The 20,753-nt window shown below is 70.8% G+C and carries 16 protein-coding genes and 1 pseudogene; 6 read left to right on the top strand and 11 right to left on the bottom strand.

The window, feature by feature from the left end:
* Window positions 1-30: 30 nt before the first annotated feature.
* Window positions 31-690: a Tat pathway signal sequence domain protein gene (locus OHN74_RS33685; protein ID WP_327698331.1), complete on the bottom strand. Its 660-nt coding sequence runs from the start codon at window positions 688-690 to the stop codon at window positions 31-33.
* 752 nt (window positions 691-1,442) lie between these two features.
* Here OHN74_RS33685 and OHN74_RS33680 point away from each other — a divergent pair.
* Window positions 1,443-2,174 (top strand): DUF6230 family protein, encoded by a 732-nt coding sequence (locus tag OHN74_RS33680; protein WP_327698330.1) that lies wholly within the window; start codon window positions 1,443-1,445, stop codon window positions 2,172-2,174.
* Window positions 2,174-2,593, top strand: a pseudogene (locus tag OHN74_RS33675) (DUF6114 domain-containing protein); the annotation flags it as partial. The gene OHN74_RS33680 and the pseudogene OHN74_RS33675, both read left to right, overlap by 1 nt.
* Window positions 2,594-2,646: 53 nt before the next feature.
* On the opposite strand, the gene OHN74_RS33670 reads toward OHN74_RS33675, so the two are convergent.
* Both OHN74_RS33670 and tatA read right to left on the bottom strand, forming a co-directional pair.
* Complete coding sequence (locus OHN74_RS33670) at window positions 2,647-3,387, bottom strand: peptidase E (protein ID WP_327698328.1); 741 nt, start codon at window positions 3,385-3,387, stop codon at window positions 2,647-2,649.
* A gap of 10 nt (window positions 3,388-3,397) precedes the next feature.
* Entirely contained in the window at window positions 3,398-3,688 is a 291-nt protein-coding gene (tatA, locus tag OHN74_RS33665; protein WP_327698327.1) for a Sec-independent protein translocase subunit TatA, read from the bottom strand.
* Window positions 3,689-3,774: 86 nt separating this feature from the next.
* Here tatA and OHN74_RS33660 point away from each other — a divergent pair, with 86 nt between their 5' ends.
* Window positions 3,775-5,283 carry an LCP family protein gene (locus tag OHN74_RS33660; protein ID WP_327698326.1) on the top strand — a complete coding sequence of 503 codons (1,509 nt, stop codon included), beginning with the start codon at window positions 3,775-3,777 and terminating at the stop codon, window positions 5,281-5,283.
* Between the two features lie 205 nt (window positions 5,284-5,488).
* Here the strand turns inward: OHN74_RS33660 and OHN74_RS33655 are convergent, their stop codons facing one another.
* The 7 genes from OHN74_RS33655 to OHN74_RS33625 all read right to left on the bottom strand — a co-directional run bounded on the left by OHN74_RS33655 (window position 5,489) and on the right by OHN74_RS33625 (window position 14,257).
* Window positions 5,489-5,851 (bottom strand): ArsR/SmtB family transcription factor, encoded by a 363-nt coding sequence (locus tag OHN74_RS33655; RefSeq protein ID WP_327698325.1) that lies wholly within the window; start codon window positions 5,849-5,851, stop codon window positions 5,489-5,491.
* Window positions 5,852-5,884: 33 nt separating this feature from the next.
* Complete coding sequence (locus OHN74_RS33650) at window positions 5,885-6,964, bottom strand: LacI family DNA-binding transcriptional regulator (protein ID WP_327698324.1); 1,080 nt, start codon at window positions 6,962-6,964, stop codon at window positions 5,885-5,887.
* Between the two features lie 96 nt (window positions 6,965-7,060).
* The gene (locus tag OHN74_RS33645; RefSeq protein WP_327698323.1) at window positions 7,061-9,439 is read right to left on the bottom strand and encodes a beta-galactosidase; all 2,379 of its coding nucleotides are present in this window, start codon (window positions 9,437-9,439) and stop codon (window positions 7,061-7,063) included.
* Window positions 9,436-11,202, bottom strand: coding sequence for a glycoside hydrolase family 35 protein (locus OHN74_RS33640; protein WP_327698322.1), 1,767 nt, complete (start codon window positions 11,200-11,202; stop codon window positions 9,436-9,438). Before OHN74_RS33640 ends, OHN74_RS33645 begins: the two co-directional genes overlap by 4 nt.
* Before the next feature lie 58 nt (window positions 11,203-11,260).
* Window positions 11,261-12,502: an MFS transporter gene (locus tag OHN74_RS33635; RefSeq protein WP_443060490.1), complete on the bottom strand. Its 1,242-nt coding sequence runs from the start codon at window positions 12,500-12,502 to the stop codon at window positions 11,261-11,263.
* Window positions 12,503-12,651: 149 nt separating this feature from the next.
* Entirely contained in the window at window positions 12,652-13,137 is a 486-nt protein-coding gene (locus OHN74_RS33630; RefSeq protein WP_327698321.1) for a hypothetical protein, read from the bottom strand.
* A gap of 76 nt (window positions 13,138-13,213) precedes the next feature.
* On the bottom strand, window positions 13,214-14,257 hold the full coding sequence (locus OHN74_RS33625) for an ATP-binding protein (RefSeq protein ID WP_327698320.1): 1,044 nt from the start codon (window positions 14,255-14,257) through the stop codon (window positions 13,214-13,216).
* A gap of 293 nt (window positions 14,258-14,550) precedes the next feature.
* Between OHN74_RS33625 and OHN74_RS33620 the strand changes: the two genes are divergently transcribed.
* The 3 genes from OHN74_RS33620 to OHN74_RS33610 all read left to right on the top strand — a co-directional run bounded on the left by OHN74_RS33620 (window position 14,551) and on the right by OHN74_RS33610 (window position 16,601).
* Complete coding sequence (locus tag OHN74_RS33620) at window positions 14,551-15,426, top strand: helix-turn-helix domain-containing protein (RefSeq protein WP_327698319.1); 876 nt, start codon at window positions 14,551-14,553, stop codon at window positions 15,424-15,426.
* Between the two features lies 1 nt (window position 15,427).
* Window positions 15,428-15,718 (top strand): DUF397 domain-containing protein, encoded by a 291-nt coding sequence (locus OHN74_RS33615; protein ID WP_443060489.1) that lies wholly within the window; start codon window positions 15,428-15,430, stop codon window positions 15,716-15,718.
* A 67-nt stretch (window positions 15,719-15,785) separates the two neighbouring features.
* A complete protein-coding gene (locus OHN74_RS33610; protein ID WP_327698318.1) occupies window positions 15,786-16,601 on the top strand; it encodes an SAM-dependent methyltransferase in 816 nt (271 codons plus the stop codon).
* 29 nt (window positions 16,602-16,630) lie between these two features.
* On the opposite strand, the gene fxsT is transcribed toward OHN74_RS33610, so the two are convergent.
* Window positions 16,631-20,521 carry an FxSxx-COOH system tetratricopeptide repeat protein gene (fxsT, locus tag OHN74_RS33605; RefSeq protein ID WP_327698317.1) on the bottom strand — a complete coding sequence of 1,297 codons (3,891 nt, stop codon included), beginning with the start codon at window positions 20,519-20,521 and terminating at the stop codon, window positions 16,631-16,633.
* Window positions 20,522-20,753: the final 232 nt, after the last annotated feature.

The following is a 20,753-nucleotide window of genomic DNA, read 5'->3' as shown; positions in this document are numbered from 1 at the left end:
CCGGCAGCACAGCCGCTCATTGACGGTTCGTCAGTTGACGAAGACCGTGGCGTTGCCCTGCGTAACGTCCGTCACCGGGGCGTACTTGGCGGTGAAGTAGCCGCTGCTGAAGCACAGCGACGAACCGGACGTCTTGGTGAACGCCTGGGCGGTGAAGTTGATGCTGTTGTCGGCGGTGCCGGTCGTACCGGTCAGGCTGGGCGTCTGGTAGACACAGTTGATGCTGCCCAGCAGGGTGCGCAGCACGACGGTCGTCTGGATGGTGGAGCCGGACGCCGGGGTGACGACGACGGAGCCGTCGGAGCCCACCACGGTGGTGTACGGCAGGTTGTTGACGGTCACGCTGGTCACGCCGAGCACGCCGAGCACATTGCTGGTGCAACTGCCGAAGGTGTGCGCGGTGACCGACTCGGTGGCGCTTCCGGGCGCCACGGGGTTGTCGGTGGCCGTCGCCGTGAAGGTCGACGCCGCACACGAGACGCCGCTGGTGCCGGTCGCGCTGGAGTAGAGGGTGGCGGTGGTGCCGGTGGCGAGGGAGGCGCTGAGGACATCGCCCACGGCGACGGCGTCGCCGCCCGCGCTGTTGATGGTGAGCACGGTGTCGGCGGCGGACGCGGGGGTGACCGCGGCGACCGAGAGCCCGGCGACGGCGGCGGCGAGGGCGAGGGCGGAGCGGGTACGAGTACGCATGATGCGGGTGCCTCTTTCTGGAACGGGGGGTGTTGAGGGGTGGTGTCGAAGAGGTCGGGACACGCGAAAGTACGCGTGCCGAACGCATGAAGGACGCGGGAAAGACGGCGTTGCCGGCCCGTGACGCCTTCTCCGTACGTGACGGACCGGCAACGACAACCGGCCGGTGGCCGGCAGGAAGGCTTGGAGGGAGGCTTCCTGCCGGACCGGGCGGAACAGGGCGAACCGGCGGTGGCCCAGGGGGGAAACGGCCATGCCGGTGCCTCGGAGGCGGACTTCGGAATGAGCAATGAGTCCGGGAAGAGCGATGACTCGCATCGCTGCGGATCCGGCGCCACGGATCCGGGGAAACCAGGTCGAGTTGTAGACCTGAGGAACCGTCAACGTCAATACATCGGACGGAAGTTGATGTCTCCCGTCGAACTTTCCCACTGCTTCCGCTCGAACTTCCACGGGCGCCCTCGGCCCCCGGGACACCCCTCCGAGGGCCCTCAGGACCCCCCGAACGGCCCTCGATCGGCCCGCGAAGTCACAGGTGGAGCATAATCCGCACCCTTTTTCCACAACTCCCTTGACCCTCTAAAGTAACCACGGGTAACTTCCTCGGCGGCTACTGGGGCGTAACCGTGAAAGCCCTTGCAACCGCCGGGAGTTGTGAGGAGACGTACGCCGCAGCCGCTGTCCGCGCCAGGACAACGTGCCACAGAAGCTTGACCAGCATTGACGCAGTTGACTATGTACTGGGAGCAGCCATGGCCTCGTCCTCGGACGCCTCGTCGTCCGCCGGATCCAACCCCGAGCAGCCAGGAAGCGCTAGCGCTTCCGAGGGCGCCGGGGCCGCGGGATCCACCAACGTGTCCGAATTCTTCGAAGGTGCCGGAAAGGGCACCGAGCGGCGCGGGCGGGTCCGTGGACGCCGCGCCGCGATGATGGCGGTGCCGGCGACCATGGTCGCCGCGACGCTCGCGGTTCTCACCGCAGAGGGCGCCCTGGGTGTCCAGTTCGCCATCTCCGGCATGCCGTTCACGGTCACCGCGACCGAGATGAACGGCACCGGTTTCGAGCAGTTCGGCGGCCTCGACCACATGATCGAGAACAGCCCGAACGAGGGCGACACCGGCGGCCAGGTCCTGGTCATCACCACCGCGATCAAGAACGCGACGATCACCAAGCTGTGCCAGAGCGTCGACCTCGGCGGCGTCAACCTGCTGATCAAGGCGGGCGGCAACGGCACTCCGGTGTCCGCGACCGACCTGACGCTCGACGGCACCGAGCAGTCGGGTGACGCGTCCTTCAGCAACATCGAGATCGGCAACGACGCCAGCACGCTCGACAAGGCGGGCGTCAAGGGTCCGGCCGGTGTCTTCAGCCAGCAGGCGGACACCATCCGCATCGCCAACCTGCGGTCGACCAACTACGCCACCACGGCGGCCGTGTTCAAGCTGCCCGGGCTGAAGCTCAGCTTCAGCGATTCGGGTTGCTGATGTTGGGCATGGACCAACAGGAGGTGGGGCCCGCTTTCAGAACGTGGCGGGCCCGCCGTCCGTTCCTGGGCGGGCTGCTGCTCACCCTGGGCGGGGTGGAGATCCTCATCACGATGAAGGTCTCCCTGAAGATCGTCGTGCATCTGGGTATGCAGGGCCTGGCGGGTTTCATGCTGCCGGCGCTGATGGTGGTGTGCGGTCTGTTGATCCTCTTCAACCCCGCGCAGCGCCTGTTCTACTCGATCGTCGGCATCATGCTGACGCTGGGCACGTGGGTCACCTCGAACCTCGGTGGCTTCTTCGTGGGTCTCGCCCTCGGAGCCGTGGGCAGCTGTATGGCCTTCGGCTGGCTGCCGGACCAGGAACCGCGTGTCAGCCGCCGCCAACGGCGCAAGGACAAGCAGCAGGGCAAGGCCGCCATGGCGGCCCCGGACGCTGTGGAATCACATGAGCCCGCAGCGGCGGACGGCGGTCAGGAAGACGGAGACGGCAGCCTGCGCGGCTCGATCCGCTCCTCCACCACCGCGTCACCCTCGCACCTGACGACATAGGCACCCCTGCCCGGCAACTCCGCGACCGCCTCGACGAGTTCGGTTCCTCGGTAGACGAGGCCGACCCCGTCGTCGGTGCAGTGCGTGGTGGGCAGGGTGCCGTCGGCGACGAGCCGGTGGACCAGCGGGCGGCGGCCCGCGTCACTGTCGTAGTGCACACCGTTGCCGTACGGAAGGAAGCCCAACGCGTCGGTGAGCGGCCGGAGTTCGGGGCCGAAGGAGTCGGTGGTGCCTCCTCTGAACCAGCAGAGGGAACCCGCGCTCACCCCGCTGAGCACCACGCCGGCCTCCCAGGCGCGCCGCATGATCCGGTCGAGGCCGTGCACCCGCCACACCGCCAGCAGATTCGCCACCGAACCACCCATGACCCAGACGACGTCCTGTTCGAGCACCGTGCCCTCGACGTCGTCCAGGTTGGGCATGGGGAAGAGCTGCAGCGGGGTGAGGTCGAAGCCCGCGACCCGGGCGGCCTCACCCATGCGGGCGGTGAAGTGCTCGGCGTCCCCGATGGCCGTGCCGACGTACAGGACGCGCGGTCTGCGGCCGTGGACGCCGGAGAGGTCGACGGCGTGATGCACGAGGGCATCGAACTCCACCATGGTCCGGCCCCCGGCGCGATGTCCGCCGGAGGTCGCGAGGATGGTCGGTTCGGAAGCGGCCATGCTGATGATCTTACCGATCGACGACGGGCTCCCGCCGGTCGGCAACAGACTCGGCGGCAACGGGCTCGGTCCGGTCGACCGCAGGTCCGGCCGATATGCCGCCGCTCACCTGCGAAGTTCCCTCCCCCGCCGACCCGCTCGCCGGCCCGTCGGCCTTCAGTGCCCGCGCCTCGCTCTTGAGGATGCGCATCGAGCGGCCCAGAGCGCGTGCCGTGTCCGGCAGCCTCTTCGAGCCGAACATCACGATGAACACGATCGCCACGACCAGCAGGTGCCAGGGTTCCAGTCCGTTCCGGAGCACAACCTCACCGCCCTTTCCTTCGTCTCACACAACAGTTGCCACTTTGCGCAACTGTACGACCAGGGTGAGACGTGAGAAGGGCGCCGATGACCACCAGCACGAGCAGGCCTGCCGTACCCCAGCGACACCGGTCCGCGGCGGGCAGCCGGCGGCGCAGGCCGGGTCGGCGCGGGCGGCTGGTCCTGGCGATCTGCCTCGCGCTCCTGCTGCTCCTCGCGGCCGGCGCCGGCTGGGTCTATCTGAAGCTGGACAGCGACATCAAGACCTTCGACGCGGGCGGCATCTCGGACAACCGCCCCGCCGCGGGCTCGTCCAAGGGCGAGAACGTCCTGGTCATCGGCTCGGACGCGCGCAACGACGGCAACGCCGCGCTCGGCGGCGGCGACGTCAACGACATCGGCCGCTCCGACACCGCGTTCCTGCTGCACATCTACGCCGACCACAAGAACGCCGTGGCCGTCTCCATACCCCGCGACAGCCTGGTCACCATCCCGCCCTGCAGGCTGCCCGACGGCAAGTGGACGACCGCCCGGCCGCGCACCATGTTCAACGAGGCCTACTCGGTCGGCGAGACCGCCAAGGGCAATCCCGCCTGCACCCAGAACACGGTCGAGAGCATCACCGGTCTGCGTGTCGACCACACCGTGGTCGTCGACTTCAAGGGCTTCGCCGCGCTGACCGACGTGGTGGGCGGGGTGAAGGTGTGCCTCCCCCAGAAGCTGTACGAAGGTGATCTCAACCCCAAACGGCCCACGCGCGGCAAGCTGCTCTTCGACAAGGGCGAACAGACGGTCTCGGGACAGAAGGCGCTGGACTACGTCCGGATCCGGCACGGCATCGGCGACGGCTCCGACATCGGCCGCATCAAGCGCCAGCAGGCCTTCGTGGCAAGCCTGTTGAACGAGGTGAAGAGCAACGGTCTGACTCCGACCAAGCTGCTCCCGCTCGCCGACGCGGCCACCAAGTCCATGACCGTGGACCCCGGCCTCGGCTCCGCCCAGAAGCTGATCTCCTTCGCGATGTCACTGAAGAACATCGACCTGCACAACACCAAGTTCGTCACCATCCCCTGGCGGTATCAGGGTTCGCGCGTCGCGATCGTCGAACCCGACGCCAGTGACCTCTGGGCCGCTCTCAAGGCGGACCGCACCCTGGACGGCAAGGACGCGAGCGGCAAGAAGAAGGCCTCACCGAGCGCCCGCCCCACAGCCTCCCCGACTCCCGTGTCCGGCAAGGGAATCACCGTCACCGTCTACAACGGCACCACCGTCACGGGCCTGGCCGCGAAGGCCGCCGCCGAGCTGACGTCCGACGGTTTCACGGTCGCCGGCACGGCGACCGCGAGCAGCCAGGACCACGCGACGACGGTCATCGAGTACGGCCCCGGCCACAAGTCCGAGGCCCAGACGGCGGCCCGCGTCTTCCCCGGCGCGGCCATCCAGCCGGTGACGGCACCGGGCGTCAACGTGGTCGTCGGCCAGTCGTACAAGGGTGGTTCCACGGCCGCCCCGCAGCCCACCGCCGTCCCGAAGGACGTCGCCGAGGGAGCCCGCTCGGCGGACGACAGCCCCTGCTCGAACCTCAGCTACGGCTGACCCGGGCGGACCCGCGCCGGAACCGCCACCGCCGGGCGACGGCGAGGACACCCCGTACAGGCCCACCACGGCCGCCACAAGCGCGTGGTACGGCCCCGGCAGACCCAGCAGCCCCTGTGGCGGGCCGGGCGGGGAGAGGGGCAGCAGGAGCCCTACGGCGGCGGGCATCGCGCTGACGTTCGAGGCAGAGCGTGACGCGCAGAGATCAGACTCCGCGGAGGTGCCGTACGGGGGTGCCCTCGGCCCGGTCGGAGAGCCGCCCGACCAGCAGCCGTACGACGGTGACGATGTCCGCGTCGTCGACGAGGTACACCTGTCGGCGCCCTTCGCGTCGCGCGCGCACCAGCCCGGCGAGTCTCAGTTTGGTGAGGTGCTGGCTGACGGCGGGCAGCGCGCCGCCGACCCGCTCGGCGAGCCCCGTCACATCGCTCTCGCCCTGGGCCAGCGCCCACATGATGTGCAGCCGGGCGGGCGAGGCCAGCAGCCCGAAGGCCCCGGCGGCCTCCGCCAGCACCTCCGCCGACGGATCGTCGGAACCGGAGCCGTCCGTACCTGTACCGCCTGTCACCACCCGCCCAGTTTAGGGCCGTGCGGGAGCCTTTCAGGCCGGTGCCGGACCCGTGCTGCGTCGCACGATGAGGTGGGCGGGGATGACGGAGACCACGGCCCCGGCGTCCGCGTCGCCCGTCTCCTCCCGGCCGTCGATCCGCGCCAGGAGCAGCCGCAGGGACCGGGTGCCGATCTCCTGGAAGTCGGTGCGGATGGTGGTCAGCGGGGGCAGCAGATGGGCGGCTTCGGGGATGTCGTCGTAGCCGACGACGCTGACGTCGTCCGGGACCCGGCGGCCGGCCTCGTGGAGGGCGCGCAACGCGCCGAGCGCCATCTGGTCGTTGGAGGCGAAAACGGCGGTGACGTCAGGATCACGGGCGAGCCGCCGGCCCAGTTCGTACCCGGAGTCGGCGCTCCAGTCGCCGACGAGCGGCTCGGGCACCTCGGCCCCCGCCTTCTCCAGGGCCTCGCGCCAGCTCGCGGCCCGGCGTTCGGCGGACGTCCAGCCGGTCGGTCCGGCGATGTGGCGGACCGTACGGTGGCCCAGGCCCAGGAGGTGTTCGGTGGCCAGGCGCGCTCCGCCCCGGGAGTCGGCCGTGACCATGGGGGTGTCGTCGCCGAGGGCGTTGTCCATCACGACGAGGGGGATGTCGAGGTGGGCCTCGGCGAGCGCCTTGCCGACGCGCCGCTGCGGGGCGATGGCGATGACCCCGTCTGCGCCCTCCGCCGACAGGCGGTCCACGGCCTGGACGACGGTGTCCCGGTCGGCGGTGTCCAGGGCGATGGAGCTGACCAGGTAGCCCGCGTCCTGGGCGGCGGTGTTGATCGCGGTGAGGGTGGAGGCGGGCCCGTAGCGGGCCGCGTCGAAGGAGATCACGCCGAGCATCCGGGTCCGCCCGCTGGCCAGCGAACGCGCGCTGCGGCTCGGCCGGTACCCGAGCGACCGCATGGCCTCCAGCACCGACTCGCGGGTCTCGGCCCGTACGGCCGGATTGTCGTTGAGCACCCGCGACACGGTCTGCTTGGAGACGCCGGCCAGCCGTGCCACGTCGTCCATCACCGGTCTCGTGCCCGCGAAGTTGCGCCGGCTGCGTCCCTTGGGAACGGCGCCGCCACCGGCACTTCGGGTCATGGGGGTCGCATCCTTCGGCTTGTTCCGTGGCGGTCGTGCCCCGCCCGGCTGGCCCACAGGATAGGCCGCCGGACGCAGGTCACCACCGGAATGGCCCTACCCTCCGATCACGTGAGTCCGGACCGTGACCCACTCGGCCCGCGCGATCCCGGCCTCTCCCACCGGCACGGGCACCGGCAGGTGCACGGGTGCGTCGGCGGCGAACGGCAGCACCCTCACCCGCAGCCCGCCTCCGTTGCGCAGTGCGTCGGCCGACAGCCGGTCGAGGCCGATCTCCCAGACCCGCCCCGCGAAGAACTGGTCGGCGACCAGCGTGTCCCCGACGTAGGCGCGGGCCACGTCTCCGGTCCAGTGGATGCGCAACAGCGTTCCGGTGCGCGGGAGTTCGTCCGGTACGTCGATGAGGTACTCGGCGGCGGACGTGTCGAAGTACGTGTCGGCCGGGACGCCGGCCCGGTCCAGTACGCCGGTGACGGTGTCGGGGGCGGGCCCGGCGGCCCGGACCACGGACACGTCGAGGGTGCCGGAACGGCCGCGGTCTTCGCCGGCCGGGAGCGTGTAGCGGGTGAACACCCCGTCGGAGGACACCGCCAGGTTCCCGCCGGGCGGCGTCCCGGGTGCGGGCAGCACGGCGAACGACGTCCTCGCCGCCGCGCTGTGCACACGCACCACCCCGGCCGGCTCGTCGAAGACGACCCCGGCCCCGTCGCCGCACAGGATGAGTCGCTCGGCGCCCCAGGCCACGCCCCGGTAGGCGGTACGGGCGGTCGCCGCGTCCAGCACCAGCAGGCCGACCTGTCCGCCGTCCACGGTCCCGACCTCGACGAGGGCGTCCGTACCGGGCCGCAGTCCGGTGACGAGGAAGCGTCCGCCGGCGGACTCGACCCTCCCCATGGGAGTGTGCACGTACCTCAGCGTCCCGATGTCCAGCGCGAGTTCTACGGGAATCCCGTCCGTGGCGGCCAGCACCAGGACGGTACGTCCGCCGGCGTCGACCGTGCACACCGGCTGGGCGGTGGCCCAGTCGAGCCGCAGCCCGGCCACGTCGAGACGTAACGGCCAGCAGAAATAGGCTCCTTGAGGGATCGTCACCGGCGCACTGGGAAACGTCAGTTCGGGAGCGTCCGGGAAGCCGACGGTGAACGACGTGTCCGGGTGGTCCGGCAACGGCTCGTGCGGCTGATGGTTGTTGACGAACAGGAAACCGGAGCCGCCGTCGCTCCGCACGGCCCAGCGCAGCGTCTCCCGGTCGTCCTGTCCGGCCGGCTGTCGCACGGGCAGCGCGGACGGCATGGGTGCGACGAGCGCGCCGAAGTCCGCCAGCAGCAGGTGCTGAAGGCGTAGTTCGTCGTAGGAGGGCCGGTACTGGCCGTACTCGCCGAGCGGTGCCTGGAAGTCGTACGTCAGGACGGGGAGGTCGTTCGGGTAGCCGGTGGCGTGGGACTCCTGGAGGGGGGTCAGCTCACCCGCCGGGTTGGTGCCGCCATGGAACATGTAGTAGCCCTGCCAGACCGAGCCGCACCCGATCTTGGTGAGCCCGAGGGCGCCGATGTCGGCCGCGTCGACCCTCGGCCGACGGTGGTAGGCAACGGCCATCCCGCCGCCCAACTCGCAGGTGGCCCAGGGGAATCTGTCGGTGGGGGAAGGTTCACCACCCCGCACGTGCGTCGGCCTCAGGTCGGCGCCGATGCCCTCGTCGTCGCGCTGGTGGGTGAAGAAGAAGTGCTTGCGGCAGGTGTCGGACCAGCCGCCGTCCCACTCGGTCCAGAAGGTCTCGGTGTAGCCGCCGTACAGCGGAAGCAGCTCGTCGGGCGGGAGTTGGACCCCGCCCCAGGCCGTCGAGGTCCAGAGCGGGGCACTCAGGCCGGCCTCCTGTGCCAGCCGCTTCAGGGTGAGGAGGTGCCCGGGCTGGTCGTACAGCTCGTTCTCGATCTGGATGGCGACGATCGGTCCCCCGTGCGCCCGGTCGAGCCCCTTCAACTGCTCGGCGATCGCGGTGAACCAGCCGCGTACGGGTTCCAGATAGGCGGGGTCGTCGGTGCGGGGTGCCCGGGTACGGGCGAGCAGCCAGTCCGGCAGTCCGCCGTTGCGTACCTCGGCGTGGCTCCAGGGGCCGATGCGCGGGATGAAGTCCAGGCCGTGGCGGGCGCAGAGTTCGACGAAGCGGCGCAGGTCGCGGTCGCCGTCGAAGCGGACCCGGCCCTCGATCTCCTCGTGGTGGATCCAGATGAGGTAGCTGGCGACAGCCGTCACGCCTGCCGCCTTCATCTTCAGCAGCTCCTCCTCCCACTCCCCCGCCGGGCAGCGGGTGTAGTGGAACTCGCCGGAGACGGGGAACCAGGGGCGCCCGCCCCGGGTGAACCAGCGGCTGTTCACCCCGATGGGGTCGGCGGCTCCCGGTGCGTCGGAGAAGGGGAGGTGGCCGGTGAGCAGGGGTTCGGTGGTCGCGGGGACCCGGAGGGAGTGGCGGGTCATGGCTTCACCGGGCCGAGGTCGGGGGTGTCGGTGAGCAGGGCCCGCGTGGAGGTCGTGGCGTTGAGCTCAAGGAGCAGCAGGTCGTTGACGCCCTGGCGCAGCACGGGCGCGGGCACGTAGAGGGTGCGCTGCGGTCCGCGGTTCCAGTAGCGGCCGAGGTGGAAGCCGTTGATCCAGGCCTGGCCCTTGGTCCAGCCGGGCAGCGACAGGAAGGTGTCGGCGGGGGTGCCGACCTCGAACGTGCCCCGGTGGAAGGCGGGTTGGGCGGCCGGGGTCCCGTCCGAGGGGGCGAAGGGCAGCGCACCGAGGTCGTCGAGGGTGAGGGGGTGGCTGTCCCAGCCGTGCAGCGCGGTGCCGTTGAGGGTGACCGGCCCGAGGAGCCCCTTGGGCGAGCCGATGCGCGGCCCGTAGTTGACCCCGCCCATGTTCTCCACGAGCACCTCGACCACCGCTCCGGCAGCGGGAATCCGGACGGGCAGGGACTCTTCGTGCCGCTCTCGTTCGAGTACGCCGACGGGGGCTCCGTCGACGAACACCTGGGCCCGGTCTCCCACTCCGCCCTCGAAGTGCAGCAGCCCGTCGCCCGCGAGGGGAGCGGTGGTGCGGTAGAGCACGTACCCGGCGCGCAGCCCCAGCTCGTCCATGGTCACCGGGTCCTCGGTGCGCACGGGCTTGGCGAGGAGCCCCGCGTTGGGCAGCAGCGGCGCCTGCTCACCCAACTCGACGACGGTGGGCGGCAGTTTGACGCTCGGCGCGGGAACCGGCTCGTCGGGGACGGGCGCGTGCCTGGCGATCACGTCACGGAACGCGTGGTACTTCGGTCCGGGGTCGCCGTTCTCGGTGAGGGCGGCGTCGTAGTCGTAGGAGGTGACCATGGGCTGGTAGGCGTGGTCGTGGTTGGCGCCGTTGGTGAAGGCGAAGTTGGTGCCGCCGTGGAACATGTAGATGTTGACGGACGCGCCCGCCGAGAGCAGCCGGTCCAGGTCGGCGGCGGCGTCTGCGGCGTCCCGGGTGTGGTGCTCCTCGCCCCAGTGGTCGAACCAGCCAATCCAGAACTCCGCGCACATCAGCGGCCCTTCGGGCTGATGTGCCCTCAACTGCTCCAGGGAATGCGCGACTTTGCTGCCGAAGGTGCCCGTGGTGAGCACACCGGGAAGGCTGCCCGCCGCGAGGTGCTCGGGGTTGGCCTGGTCGCAGGTGAAGAGCAACTCCCCGATCCCGCGCGAGCGCAGAGCCTGTGCGAGGTGTTCGAGGTACGCGGCGTCGTCGCCGTACGCCCCGTACTCGTTCTCCACCTGGACGGCGATGACGGGACCGCCGGACTGCGCGAGGTACGGCAGCAGGGGCGGCAGCAGCAGATCCAGATAGCGGTCGATGGCGCCCGTGAAACGGGGGTCGCTGGAGCGCAACCGGATGTCGGGGTCGGTGGTGAGCCAGGAGGGCAGCCCGCCCCCGTCCCACTCGGCGCAGATGAACGGGCCGGGCCGCAGCAGGACGTGCAGCCCCTCCGCCTTGGCCAGCCGCAGATAGCGCGGCAGGTCGAGGATGCCGTCGAGGGCGAGGGTGCCGGGCTCGGGCTGGTGGAGGTTCCAGGGGACGTACGTCTCCACGGTGTTGAGGCCCATCAGACGGGCCTTGCGCAGCCGGTCGGCCCACTGGTCGGGGTGGACACGGAAGTAGTGCATCGCGCCGGAGATGATCCGGAACGGCTCGCCGTGCAGCAGGAAACCGTCGGACGTCGTTGTCAGGGCGGGAGTGGGCATGCGGGGGCTTCCCTTCGGTTCGGTTCATGGGGTCGTTCAGTCGTTCAGTAGGAGGCGTTCAATGGGTCCGGGTCGCGCGGATCAGCCAGAGCGTGGCCGCCAGGCACAGCGCCGAGACCCCGCCCAGCAGCAGCGGCACGGCACGTACGCCGGACCACTCGATGGCCTTGCCGAGTGCCGGTCCCGCGGCCACTCCCCCGGCCATCGAGGCGGCGATGACCAAGGCTCCGGCTCTCCGTGCCTGCGGGGCGGCCCGGTGCAGCCAGGGCAGTCCGGTGGGGAAGATCGGCGCGATGAAGAGGCCGACGCCCGCGTAGGCGTAGGGGGCGAGTCCGGGCACGGCGGCCAGCAGCAGACAGACGGTCATTCCGGCGCAGGACACCGCGATGATCGACTGCGGGGAGAAACGCAGGGCGAGCGGAGCGGCCAGGAAACGGCCCGCGGTCATCATCAGCCAGTAGACGGAGGTGGCAGTGGCGGCGCCTGTGGCCCCGTATCCGACCGTCTCCAGATGTGTCGGCTCCCAGCCGCCGACGCCCGCCTCGATGCCCACGTGCAGGACATAGAGGGTGACGAAGACGCCGAGTACGGATCCGAGGCTGCGGGCGAGCACCTGGCCGCCGGGGCTGCCAGGACTGCCGGGGGCACCGGACTCGGCTGCGGGGCCCGGCTGCGGTACGTGATCCCGTACGCCACGAAGGCACAGCAGCAGGGGCAGGTTGGCGAGGGAGAAGGCGAGGAAGACGGCCGGATAGTGCTCCGAGCCGACCGCGCCGATCAGCGCCGGGCCGAGGATCGCGCCGACGCCGAAGTGGGCGTTGAGGATGTTCAGCATCGCCGTCGAACGGGTGCCGAAGCCGACCGCGAACAGTTGGTTCAGGCCGTAGTCGATACCGCCGAAGCCGAGCCCGGCGAGCAGTGCGGCGGCCAGTGCCACGGGCCAGTTCGGCGCCAGCGCGAAGCCCGCGGCGCCGACCGCCATCAGCACGTACGAGCTGCCGAGGACGCGCCGGTTGCCGACGCGCACGTACAGCCGGTCACAGAGGAGCACCCCGCCGACCCCGCCGGCGAAGTGGGCGCTCAGCCCGAGACCGGCGGCCGACGGGGAGAGCCCGAACTCGTCACGGAGGGCCGGGATCGACGGACCGTACAGGGCCTGAATGACTCCGATCAGCACGAAGCCGACGCAGGAGGCGACCACGGCGACGGGGCTGAAGACCGGAACGGTCGGGGTCGCAGGGGACGTCGGGAGGGGCCATCGCTCGGTGACCGCCGGTCGTCCGGTGGGTTGATCGGTCACGTGGACTCCCGTCGCCTGTGGTCGAGAACGCGGCTGACCCCGGTCCGCGCGCCGGTGCGGGGACGGCAACGATGTTACCGGTAACATTTGTGCCGTCAAGATCCCCCGAGGCCTTTCGCCTCAGGGGATCCGCACGGGAGTCGGCGGGATCAGCCGCCCGTGCCGAGCGACCAGCTGGGAACGCTGCCGGCCAGTCGGCAGGCGAGGACGTACAGCGGTATCGGCGGGGTGTACGGGGAGTCGCCCTCGGGCGTGTGGATCAGCCGGGGCAGGACGGACGGGGACGGCGGCCGGGTGCGCGTCCAGGACGGGTCGGCCAGCTGGGCACCGACCACGTAACGGACGCTCGGCGGCCAGCTCACACCGAGGTGGGAACCGGACGGGACGATCCACCACCAGTGCTGGTCGTCGGCGAAGACACAGCCGACGCGGGGCAGGGAGTCCATGATCCGCTGCCCGTGCTCACCGGGCGTGCCCACGGCGTCGCACCCGAGGCCGGCGGTCAGCCGGGCGGGGAGGGCGAGGTGACCGGGACGGCCGGGGTGACCGGGGTGCTCACGCGGAGGCTTGGCCGAGGGGGGCGCGTGGAGCGGCGGGGGCGCGAGGTGGGAGGCGGACTGGAGAGGGCGAGGCATGTGGGGCGCGTGGGACAAGTTCGGCAAGTGGGACGGGTGCGTGACCGGGCCGTGCGGGCTGTACGGCTGGCGCTGGTCAGGAGCGGGAGTACGGGGGATGCGGTGCTGGCGTTCCATACGGTCCATGTGAGGCGATTCCTTCGGCCGAGTGGGGGACGGGCCGGGTGCGATGCGGGGCCGACGGATGCCAGGGGGCGGGCATGGCGGCCTGTATGGCGTGGTGGGCGGATGGAGTCGGGGTGAGGGCGGGCGCGGGTCCGACCGGTGCGGGCGCGGCGGCGAGGGCGGCGACAGAGGCCGAAGGGAGGGCAGGTACGGGCGCGGAGACAGCGGCCGGGGGAAGCGCGGGTACGGGTGCGGCGGCAAGGGTGGAGGAAAGGGGCGGGGAAAGGGAGGACGCGGGTTCGACCGGGGCCGGTGCGTCGGGCGCGACGGACGTGCTCTGGACGGTCGGCGCGTGCACGACGGTCGCACCGTGCTCGACGGTCGGCGCGTGCTCGGCGGGAGTGACCGCCGTGACCGACGCCGGCACCTCGACATCAACCGTCGCCGGGACCGACGCCGCCACTACGCCGTCCACCGATGCCATGACCGGCGCTACCGGTGGGGCGGATTCCCCCAACTCGGCCTGTTCCGTGAGGAGTTCGGCCCAGACGACGCGTCCGGAGCCGTGCGGGGCGTCGCGGACTCCCCAGTCGCCGCTCAGGATGCCGACCAGCAGGAGTCCTCGTCCGCACTGTTCGTCGGGGCTGGGCCTGCGCTGCGCGGGCAGGGTCCCGCCGCGGTTCTCGTCCTCGACCTCGATGCGCAGCCGCCCTGCGGAGAGGTGCAGCCGACAGACGATCCGCTCGCTGGCGGTGTGGGTGAAGGCGTTGGTGACGAGCTCGGAGGTCACCAGAAGGGCGTTGTCAGAGGTGTCGGGGTCGACCTCCCAGGCGTCGAGCAGCTCGCGCACCTTCCGGCGGGCGGCACTCACGGAGGCGGGAGTCGCGGGCAGCCCGAACATGCCCGACTGCGGAGAGTGAGGAAAGTGGTCCGGGTGATCGAGGTGGGCCGCGTGGCCGGCAGGCCGGCCGCCGGGCATTCGGCCGAGTGGCTGGGGGAGGGAGGGCGGAGCCATCGCCGTTCGCCTTTCGTTGCCTGCGCACCCTGGCCGGTGCGACACCGCCCCGAATGTGATCCGCGAGCAGGTCAACCCGCATCAAAACAGCGCAGGTTGCGGCCCCTTCTCCCCCAACTGGGCCGTTCAGTCTCGTCGTTCACCGTTTCCGGGAAGGTACGAACACTGTGACACCTGACAACAACGGCTCGCAACCAGCAAGTTGAAATTTGCAATTTGTGGGGTGCATGCTGCTTCCGTCGAAAGATGATCGTGACAGACTGCAACCCTGAGCCCGGTGTGAGGGGGTAGGTGTGACCGCGGAGACCGACTGGGGCGGCGCCCCCTCCGTCCTGCGCATGATCCTCGGCAGACAGCTGGAGGAGCTGCGGACGCGCGCCGGCCTCACGTTCGAGGACGCGGGCGCGGCCATCGGCGTCAGCCACTCCACGATCCGCAGGATGGAAGCGGCCAAGGTGGCCCGTCTCCGCCTGCCGGACGTCGAGAAACTGCTGCAGACATACGGGGTGACGGACCAGCAGGAGATCGACACGTTCCTGAAGTCGGTCCGCGAGGCCAACAAGCGCGGCTGGTGGCACAACTACCGGGACGTACTGCCCGACTGGTTCGCCGCGTATCTGAGCCTGGAACAGGCTGCGTTGCAGATCCGTGCGTACGAGGCGCAGTTCGTGCCAGGTCTGTTCCAGACGGCGGAGTACGCGCGTGCGCTGCTGGGTGCCGGCAATCCGCACGCCTCCTCGGAGGCGACGGACCGCCGGGTGGCGCTGCGTCTGCGCCGCCAGGAACTGCTGACCCGCGCGGCACCGCCGCGGGTGTGGATCGTGATGGACGAGACCGTGCTGCGGTGGCCGGTCGGCGGTCCGGAGGTGATGCGCGCGCAGATCGACCATCTGATCGAGATGAACGCGCTGCCTCATGTGACCTTGCAGATCATGCCGTTCGGCAACGGCCCGCATCCCGCGATGCGGGCCGGAGCGTTCCATCTCTTCCGGTTCAGGGCACCCGAGTTGCCGGACATCGTCTATCTGAGCGGTCTGGTCGGCGCGGTGTACCTCGACAAGGGCGACGACGTCGTCGTCTATCGCGAGGCTCTGGACCGGCTGGGCGCGCAGTCGGCGCCCGCCAGAAAGACCGAGGCCCTCCTCGGTGCGATTCGCAAGGAGCTCTGACATGCACCACCCCACTCACCCCCATCTCGCACACACCCACCCGAACCACACCAGCCACTCCCACCCCGTACGCAACGGCATGCCGGCCCACGAGCTCGGCTCCCGGGGCTGGTCCAAGCCGTGGAGCGACGACGCGGGCGGTGCCTGCGTCGAAGTGAAGAAGCTCGCCGACGGCCGGGTCGCCGTCCGCCAGTCGACCGATCCCGACAGCCCGGCCCTGGTCTTCACCCCGCACGAGATGACGAGTTTCCTGGCCGGCGTCAAGGCGGGTGTCGCAGACTTCCTGCTCTGAACTGCCTTGTTTCTACTGAGACTTGATCGACCTGACTCAGCCTTACGACCTGAATGGGAGGGGCCGCGTGCCCGACAACGGATGGCCGGCCGACCGAATCGACACGGAGAACGCACACTCCGCGCGGATCTACGACTACATCCTCGGCGGTAAGGACTACTACCCCGCCGACAAGGAAGCGGGCGACGCCATGTCGCACGAGTGGCCCGCTCTGCCGATCCACATGAAGGCCAACCGCGACTGGATGAACCGCGCGGTGGCCTACCTGGCCAAGGAAGCGGGCATCCGCCAGTTCCTCGACATAGGCACCGGCATTCCGACCTCCCCCAACCTGCACGAGATCGCGCAGTCGGTGGCCCCCGAGTCCCGGGTGGTCTACGTCGACAACGACCCGATCGTCCTCACCCTCTCCCAGGGCCTGCTGGCCAGCACCCCGGAGGGCCGGACGGCGTACATCGAGGCCGACTTCCAGCACCCGGAGGCCATCCTCGACTCCCCCGACTTCCGCGAGACCCTCGACCTGACCAAGCCGGTCGCGCTCACGGTGATCGCCATCGTCCACTTCGTCCTGGACGAGGACGACGCGGTGGGCATCGTCCGCCGTCTCCTCGACCCGCTCCCCTCGGGCAGCTACCTGGCGATGTCCATCGGCACCGCCGAGTTCGCCCCGGAGGAGGTGGGCCGGGTCGCCCGCGAGTACAAGGCCCGCAACATGCCGATGCGCCTGCGTACGTTCCCGGAGGCGGAGGAGTTCTTCGAGGGCCTCGACCTGGTCGAGCCGGGCATCGTCCAGGTCCACAAGTGGCACCCGGACGCCGAGAGCGGCGAGGGGATCAGGGACGAGGACATCGCCATGTACGGCGCGGTGGCGCGGAAGCCGTAGGGAGCGGTGATCCGCAGCCGGAGTGCCGGTCACTCCGGCTGCGGTTCGAAGTCCCAGCACGGCCGTTCACCCTGGCGCACCGCCAGGGTGAACGGGCTGTTCGCCCCCAGCGCCTCGACGAGTTGCCCCAGCGTCTCCTGCTGCAGTCGGTCGGCTGCGTCGGTCTGGCGCAGGGAGCGCAGGTCGGCGGCGAGGGCGGCCTTGCACATCAGGGTCAGGGGGTGCGCGCTGCCCACCGCACGCGCCGACCGTGCCATGCAGTCCCGGCTGTAGCCGGCGGCGCCCTCCGGATCCCCGACGAGGCTGCGCGCTCCGGCGACGTTCAGCGAACAGCCCAGTGTCCAGGGGTGATCGGCCCCCATCGCCGCGGTCATCCCGCGCAGGGCACGCTCGGCGATACGGAGCGCCTCGTCCCGGTCCCCCGACTCCCACAGCGTCAGCCCGACATTGCCCGCCGTGCCCACGGAGAAGGGGTGGGCGTTGCCCAGCAGGTCCGCGTAGTCGCGGGCGACCCGGTCGGCGAGGGTCCAGGAGCGGTCCAGGTCGCGGTGTTCCCGGAGCAGGGAGGCGTAGTCGGCGGCGACGAAGAGGGCTTGGGGATGGCGGGGGCCGTAGAGCTGACGGGCGAGGTCGACGATCTCGCGCATGTTCCGCTCCGCCTGCGGCAGTTGGCCGGAGCGGCGCAGGCACAGGGAGAGGTTGTGCTCGGCGAGCATCGAGTTGACGGCGTAACGGCCCATGACCTCGCCGTAGTCGCTCAGGTTCGCCTCCTGCCGGGTGAGAGCCTCCCCGTAGCGGCCGAGGAGACGCAGCGTCCAGCAGCAGCGCAGCTCGTTGTAGAGCGCCCAGTAGTTCCGGCGGCCCAACTCGTCCCTCAGCCCTGTCGCCAGGGCCGTGTACAGGTCCAACGCGTCGTCGTAGCGCCCGAGAAGGTCGAGCACGTTGGCGAGGTTGGACCAGGACTGGCGGTTGCGGGTGACATCGTCCCCGTGCACCGCCCTGCTGACCCGCGCGGAATCCTCGTACACCACATGGGCTTCGCGATACGCCCCCAGCGCCACCAGTGTTCCGCCCAGTCCGTTCTTGGCGCGCAGCAGTTCGGGGTCCTCCGACGGCCGCCGCGCGGACAGCCGGTCGACGACCGTGCGGCCCACCGCCTCGGCCTCCCGGTAACGCCCTGTCCTGCGCAGCATGTTCGCGTGCTGGTGGGTGAGGATGAGCATCTCGGTGCTGTCCGGCGGCATCCGGCTGTGCCACCGCGCGATGGTCAGCTCGCACAGCCGTAGACCTGTGCGTGCCTCGCCACGCCCGCGCAGGTACTCGACACAGTTCAGCACCAGCTGGGACACCGCGTCACGAGCGCTGTCGAGCGCTCCGGAGATCTCCAGATGAGGGATCAATTCGGCGTAGCGCGACCAGTTCCGGGTGTCGAGCGGATTCCCCGGATCGGCGGCGGCGAGAACGTCGCAGGCAGCCTGGGAGAACAGATCCCGCTCGTCGTCGCTGAGGCCGTCCCGCAGCAGGGAATGGTAGAAGTGGTGCACCTCCGCCCGCTCCACCCGCTCCACCCGCTCGCCGCCGAACACCAGCCTCACCGCCGACGTCTCAGCCAGCATCAGCAACGCCGCGTCCCACGCCTGGCGGTCGGCTGCCAGGCTCGTGAGGCGCGTCGGCAGGCCGGACAACCGCTCTCTCCGCAACAGCCGTATGGGGACGGCGTCGGGCGAGAAGCAGGTGAAGAGTTTGAGCAGTTCCACGGCCGCCGGATGGCGCTCCTGGAGCGACCTCAGCGTGATGGACCAACTGCTCTCGAGCGCCCGGGGATACCCGGTCGAGCCACCGGCTCCCGCACCGCCGGGCTGGACCAGCCGGCCGGGGTGGCCGTTGTGGACGAGTTCCAGGTACTCGACGACCGGCATGGGGTGGGCCACCAGCCAGGCCGCGGTGTGGGACAGCAGCAGTGGCAGGTCCTGGACCGTCTCGGCGAGCAGATCGGCCTCCGCGAGGCTCAGCCGGGGGGCCCTGCTCCTGATGTACGCGATCGACTCCGCGCGGGGGAAGGAGGGCAGGTCGACGCGGTGGACGCGTTCGTTGTCCTCCCAGGCGCGGCTGTTGGAGGTGATGAGGACATGGCCGGCCCCCTCGGGCAGCAGATCCTCGATCTCGGTCACGTCGTCGGCTCGGTCGAGGACCAGCAGCCAGCGATGATACGGCTGCCCTACTCGCAGCGCTGCCTGCACCGCACGGATGCGGTTGCCTATGCCCTGCCCCGCTGTGAGTCCCAACCTCGGCGCGAGTTCGGCGAGTTGTTCACGGGCCGTGCCCTGGTGACCGGCGTTCATCCACCACACGACGTCGTACTCGTTGCCGTAACGGTGGACGTACTCCGTGGCCGTCTGTGTCTTGCCGGTGCCCGAGGCGCCGAGCAGCACGCAGCGGTGGCGGTCGGCGGCACCGGGTTCCGGTCCGGGCGCCAGCAGGGTCTGCCGGATCCGGGAGAGCACGGCTTCCCTGCCGGTGAAGCGGGGGTTGCGCGACGGGGCGTTGGAGACGGGGGGCGCGATGCCGGGAAAACGGGCGTCAGCGGTACGACGGTCACCGTGTCCGGTGTCGGCTGAGGTTCTGGCCGGCCGGGTACCGAGCAGCGCGAACAGACGTCGCACGGCTTCGCGTTCGTCGGCTCCACGCAGGTCGGCCAGCGGCAACGCCTCGACGGCGGTGGGCCGTTCACCCGCCCCGACGAGTACCGCCGCGAGCCGGCCGGGCCGGTCCGCGGCGGCCTCGGGCAGCGCGGCGTTCCACTCGTCGTCGCCGCGCCCGCCGAGTCTGCAGTCGGTGTCGCCCAGCACGAGCAGTGTGCGCCCCGGTCCACGCGACAGCTGGCCGAGTTCGTCCCACAGCGCCCGCCCCGGATCCGGGTGCCACGGCACGGCCGTCACGCCGAACCCGGCGGCCTCCGCCTGGTCAGCGACCCAGGTGCCCCAGGCCTGGCTGGCACCGGTGTGGGCGACGGTGATCCGCCGGTCGGGTGCGGCGGACCTCTGCAGACGCGCCTGGCGCTCGGGGACGGGGCTGGGCGCGGGCAGCGCGTAGACGGCACCGTCGGCCGCGAGCAGCTGTACCGGCCCCCAGCCGACGCGCTCGGTGACGGTGGCGCCCCGGCTCACCAGCAGGGTCCGGGGCAACGGCTCGTCGAGCAGGTCCAGCACTCTGGGGTCGGTGTCCGGAACCTCGATGGTGAACCCGCCCACGCCGTCGGCCCGTTCGCCGAGCAACAGGTCCGGCCCGTACCGGCGCACCCGGAGCGAGACACGGGGCAGTCTCGCGGCGATCAGCCCGATGTCGGTCACCGACAGGCGTTCCGGCAGCTCGGGGCGCAGGCTCACGCCGGACAGCCGGGCACTGGTGACCGTGGCGAGCTGCCAGGCGGTGGTGGTACGACGGACCGGCTCGGGCAGCCGCGGCCAGGCACCGGCGAACCAGCGGGCGACCCCGTCCCTGCCCTGCTCGACCAGGGCCCGCAGCGCGGGTTTCAGCGCGCGTTCGATGGCGAAGTCGGCGCCCACACCGTCCCGGATCGCGAGCCACGTGGCCCACTCCTCGGCGAACAGGGCAGGCGAACGGTCCTTGTGCAGACGTTCGATCACGGACCACAGGGTGTGCACGGGCGCCCCGGACGGTGAACCGGCGAGCCGGTCGGCGAGTTCGTTGCGCAGCGACGGCAACAGGTCGCCACGGAGCGAGACATAGCCGTACCCACGCCGCTCCACGAGATTCCCGAACCACAGGTCGACCTCGGCCGACACATCGAGCAGCGGCGCCACCGTGATCCGTACCGCACGCATCAGATCGGGCTCGATACGGCTCGCGACGCTGAGCAGAACGGCGAGTTCATGGCCCTGGCGGGCCGGCGGGCTCACGGAGGGCCGCCGATGCCGGGCACCGGAGAACGCGCCGCGGCGCCCGGCGGCCCCGGGACCAGGGGCGGGTCCCATCCCGACGCGGATCCGGACCACGTGCTCACCGCGACCCGCCGATGCCCCGGGCCCCGCAGCCCACCGCATCCCGTCGACGGCCCTGCCCGGGAGCCTGTCCCCGGTTGCCCGTCCCCCGAGCGCGAGCGCCCGTCGCGCCTCACCGGCCCGGGACGCC

It is taken from the genome of Streptomyces sp. NBC_00459 (assembly GCF_036013955.1).
In the GTDB taxonomy this organism is placed as follows: Bacteria; Actinomycetota; Actinomycetes; order Streptomycetales; family Streptomycetaceae; genus Streptomyces.
The sequence above is the reverse complement of the archived record's forward strand: the minus strand, read 5'-3'. Positions and strand labels throughout refer to the sequence as shown.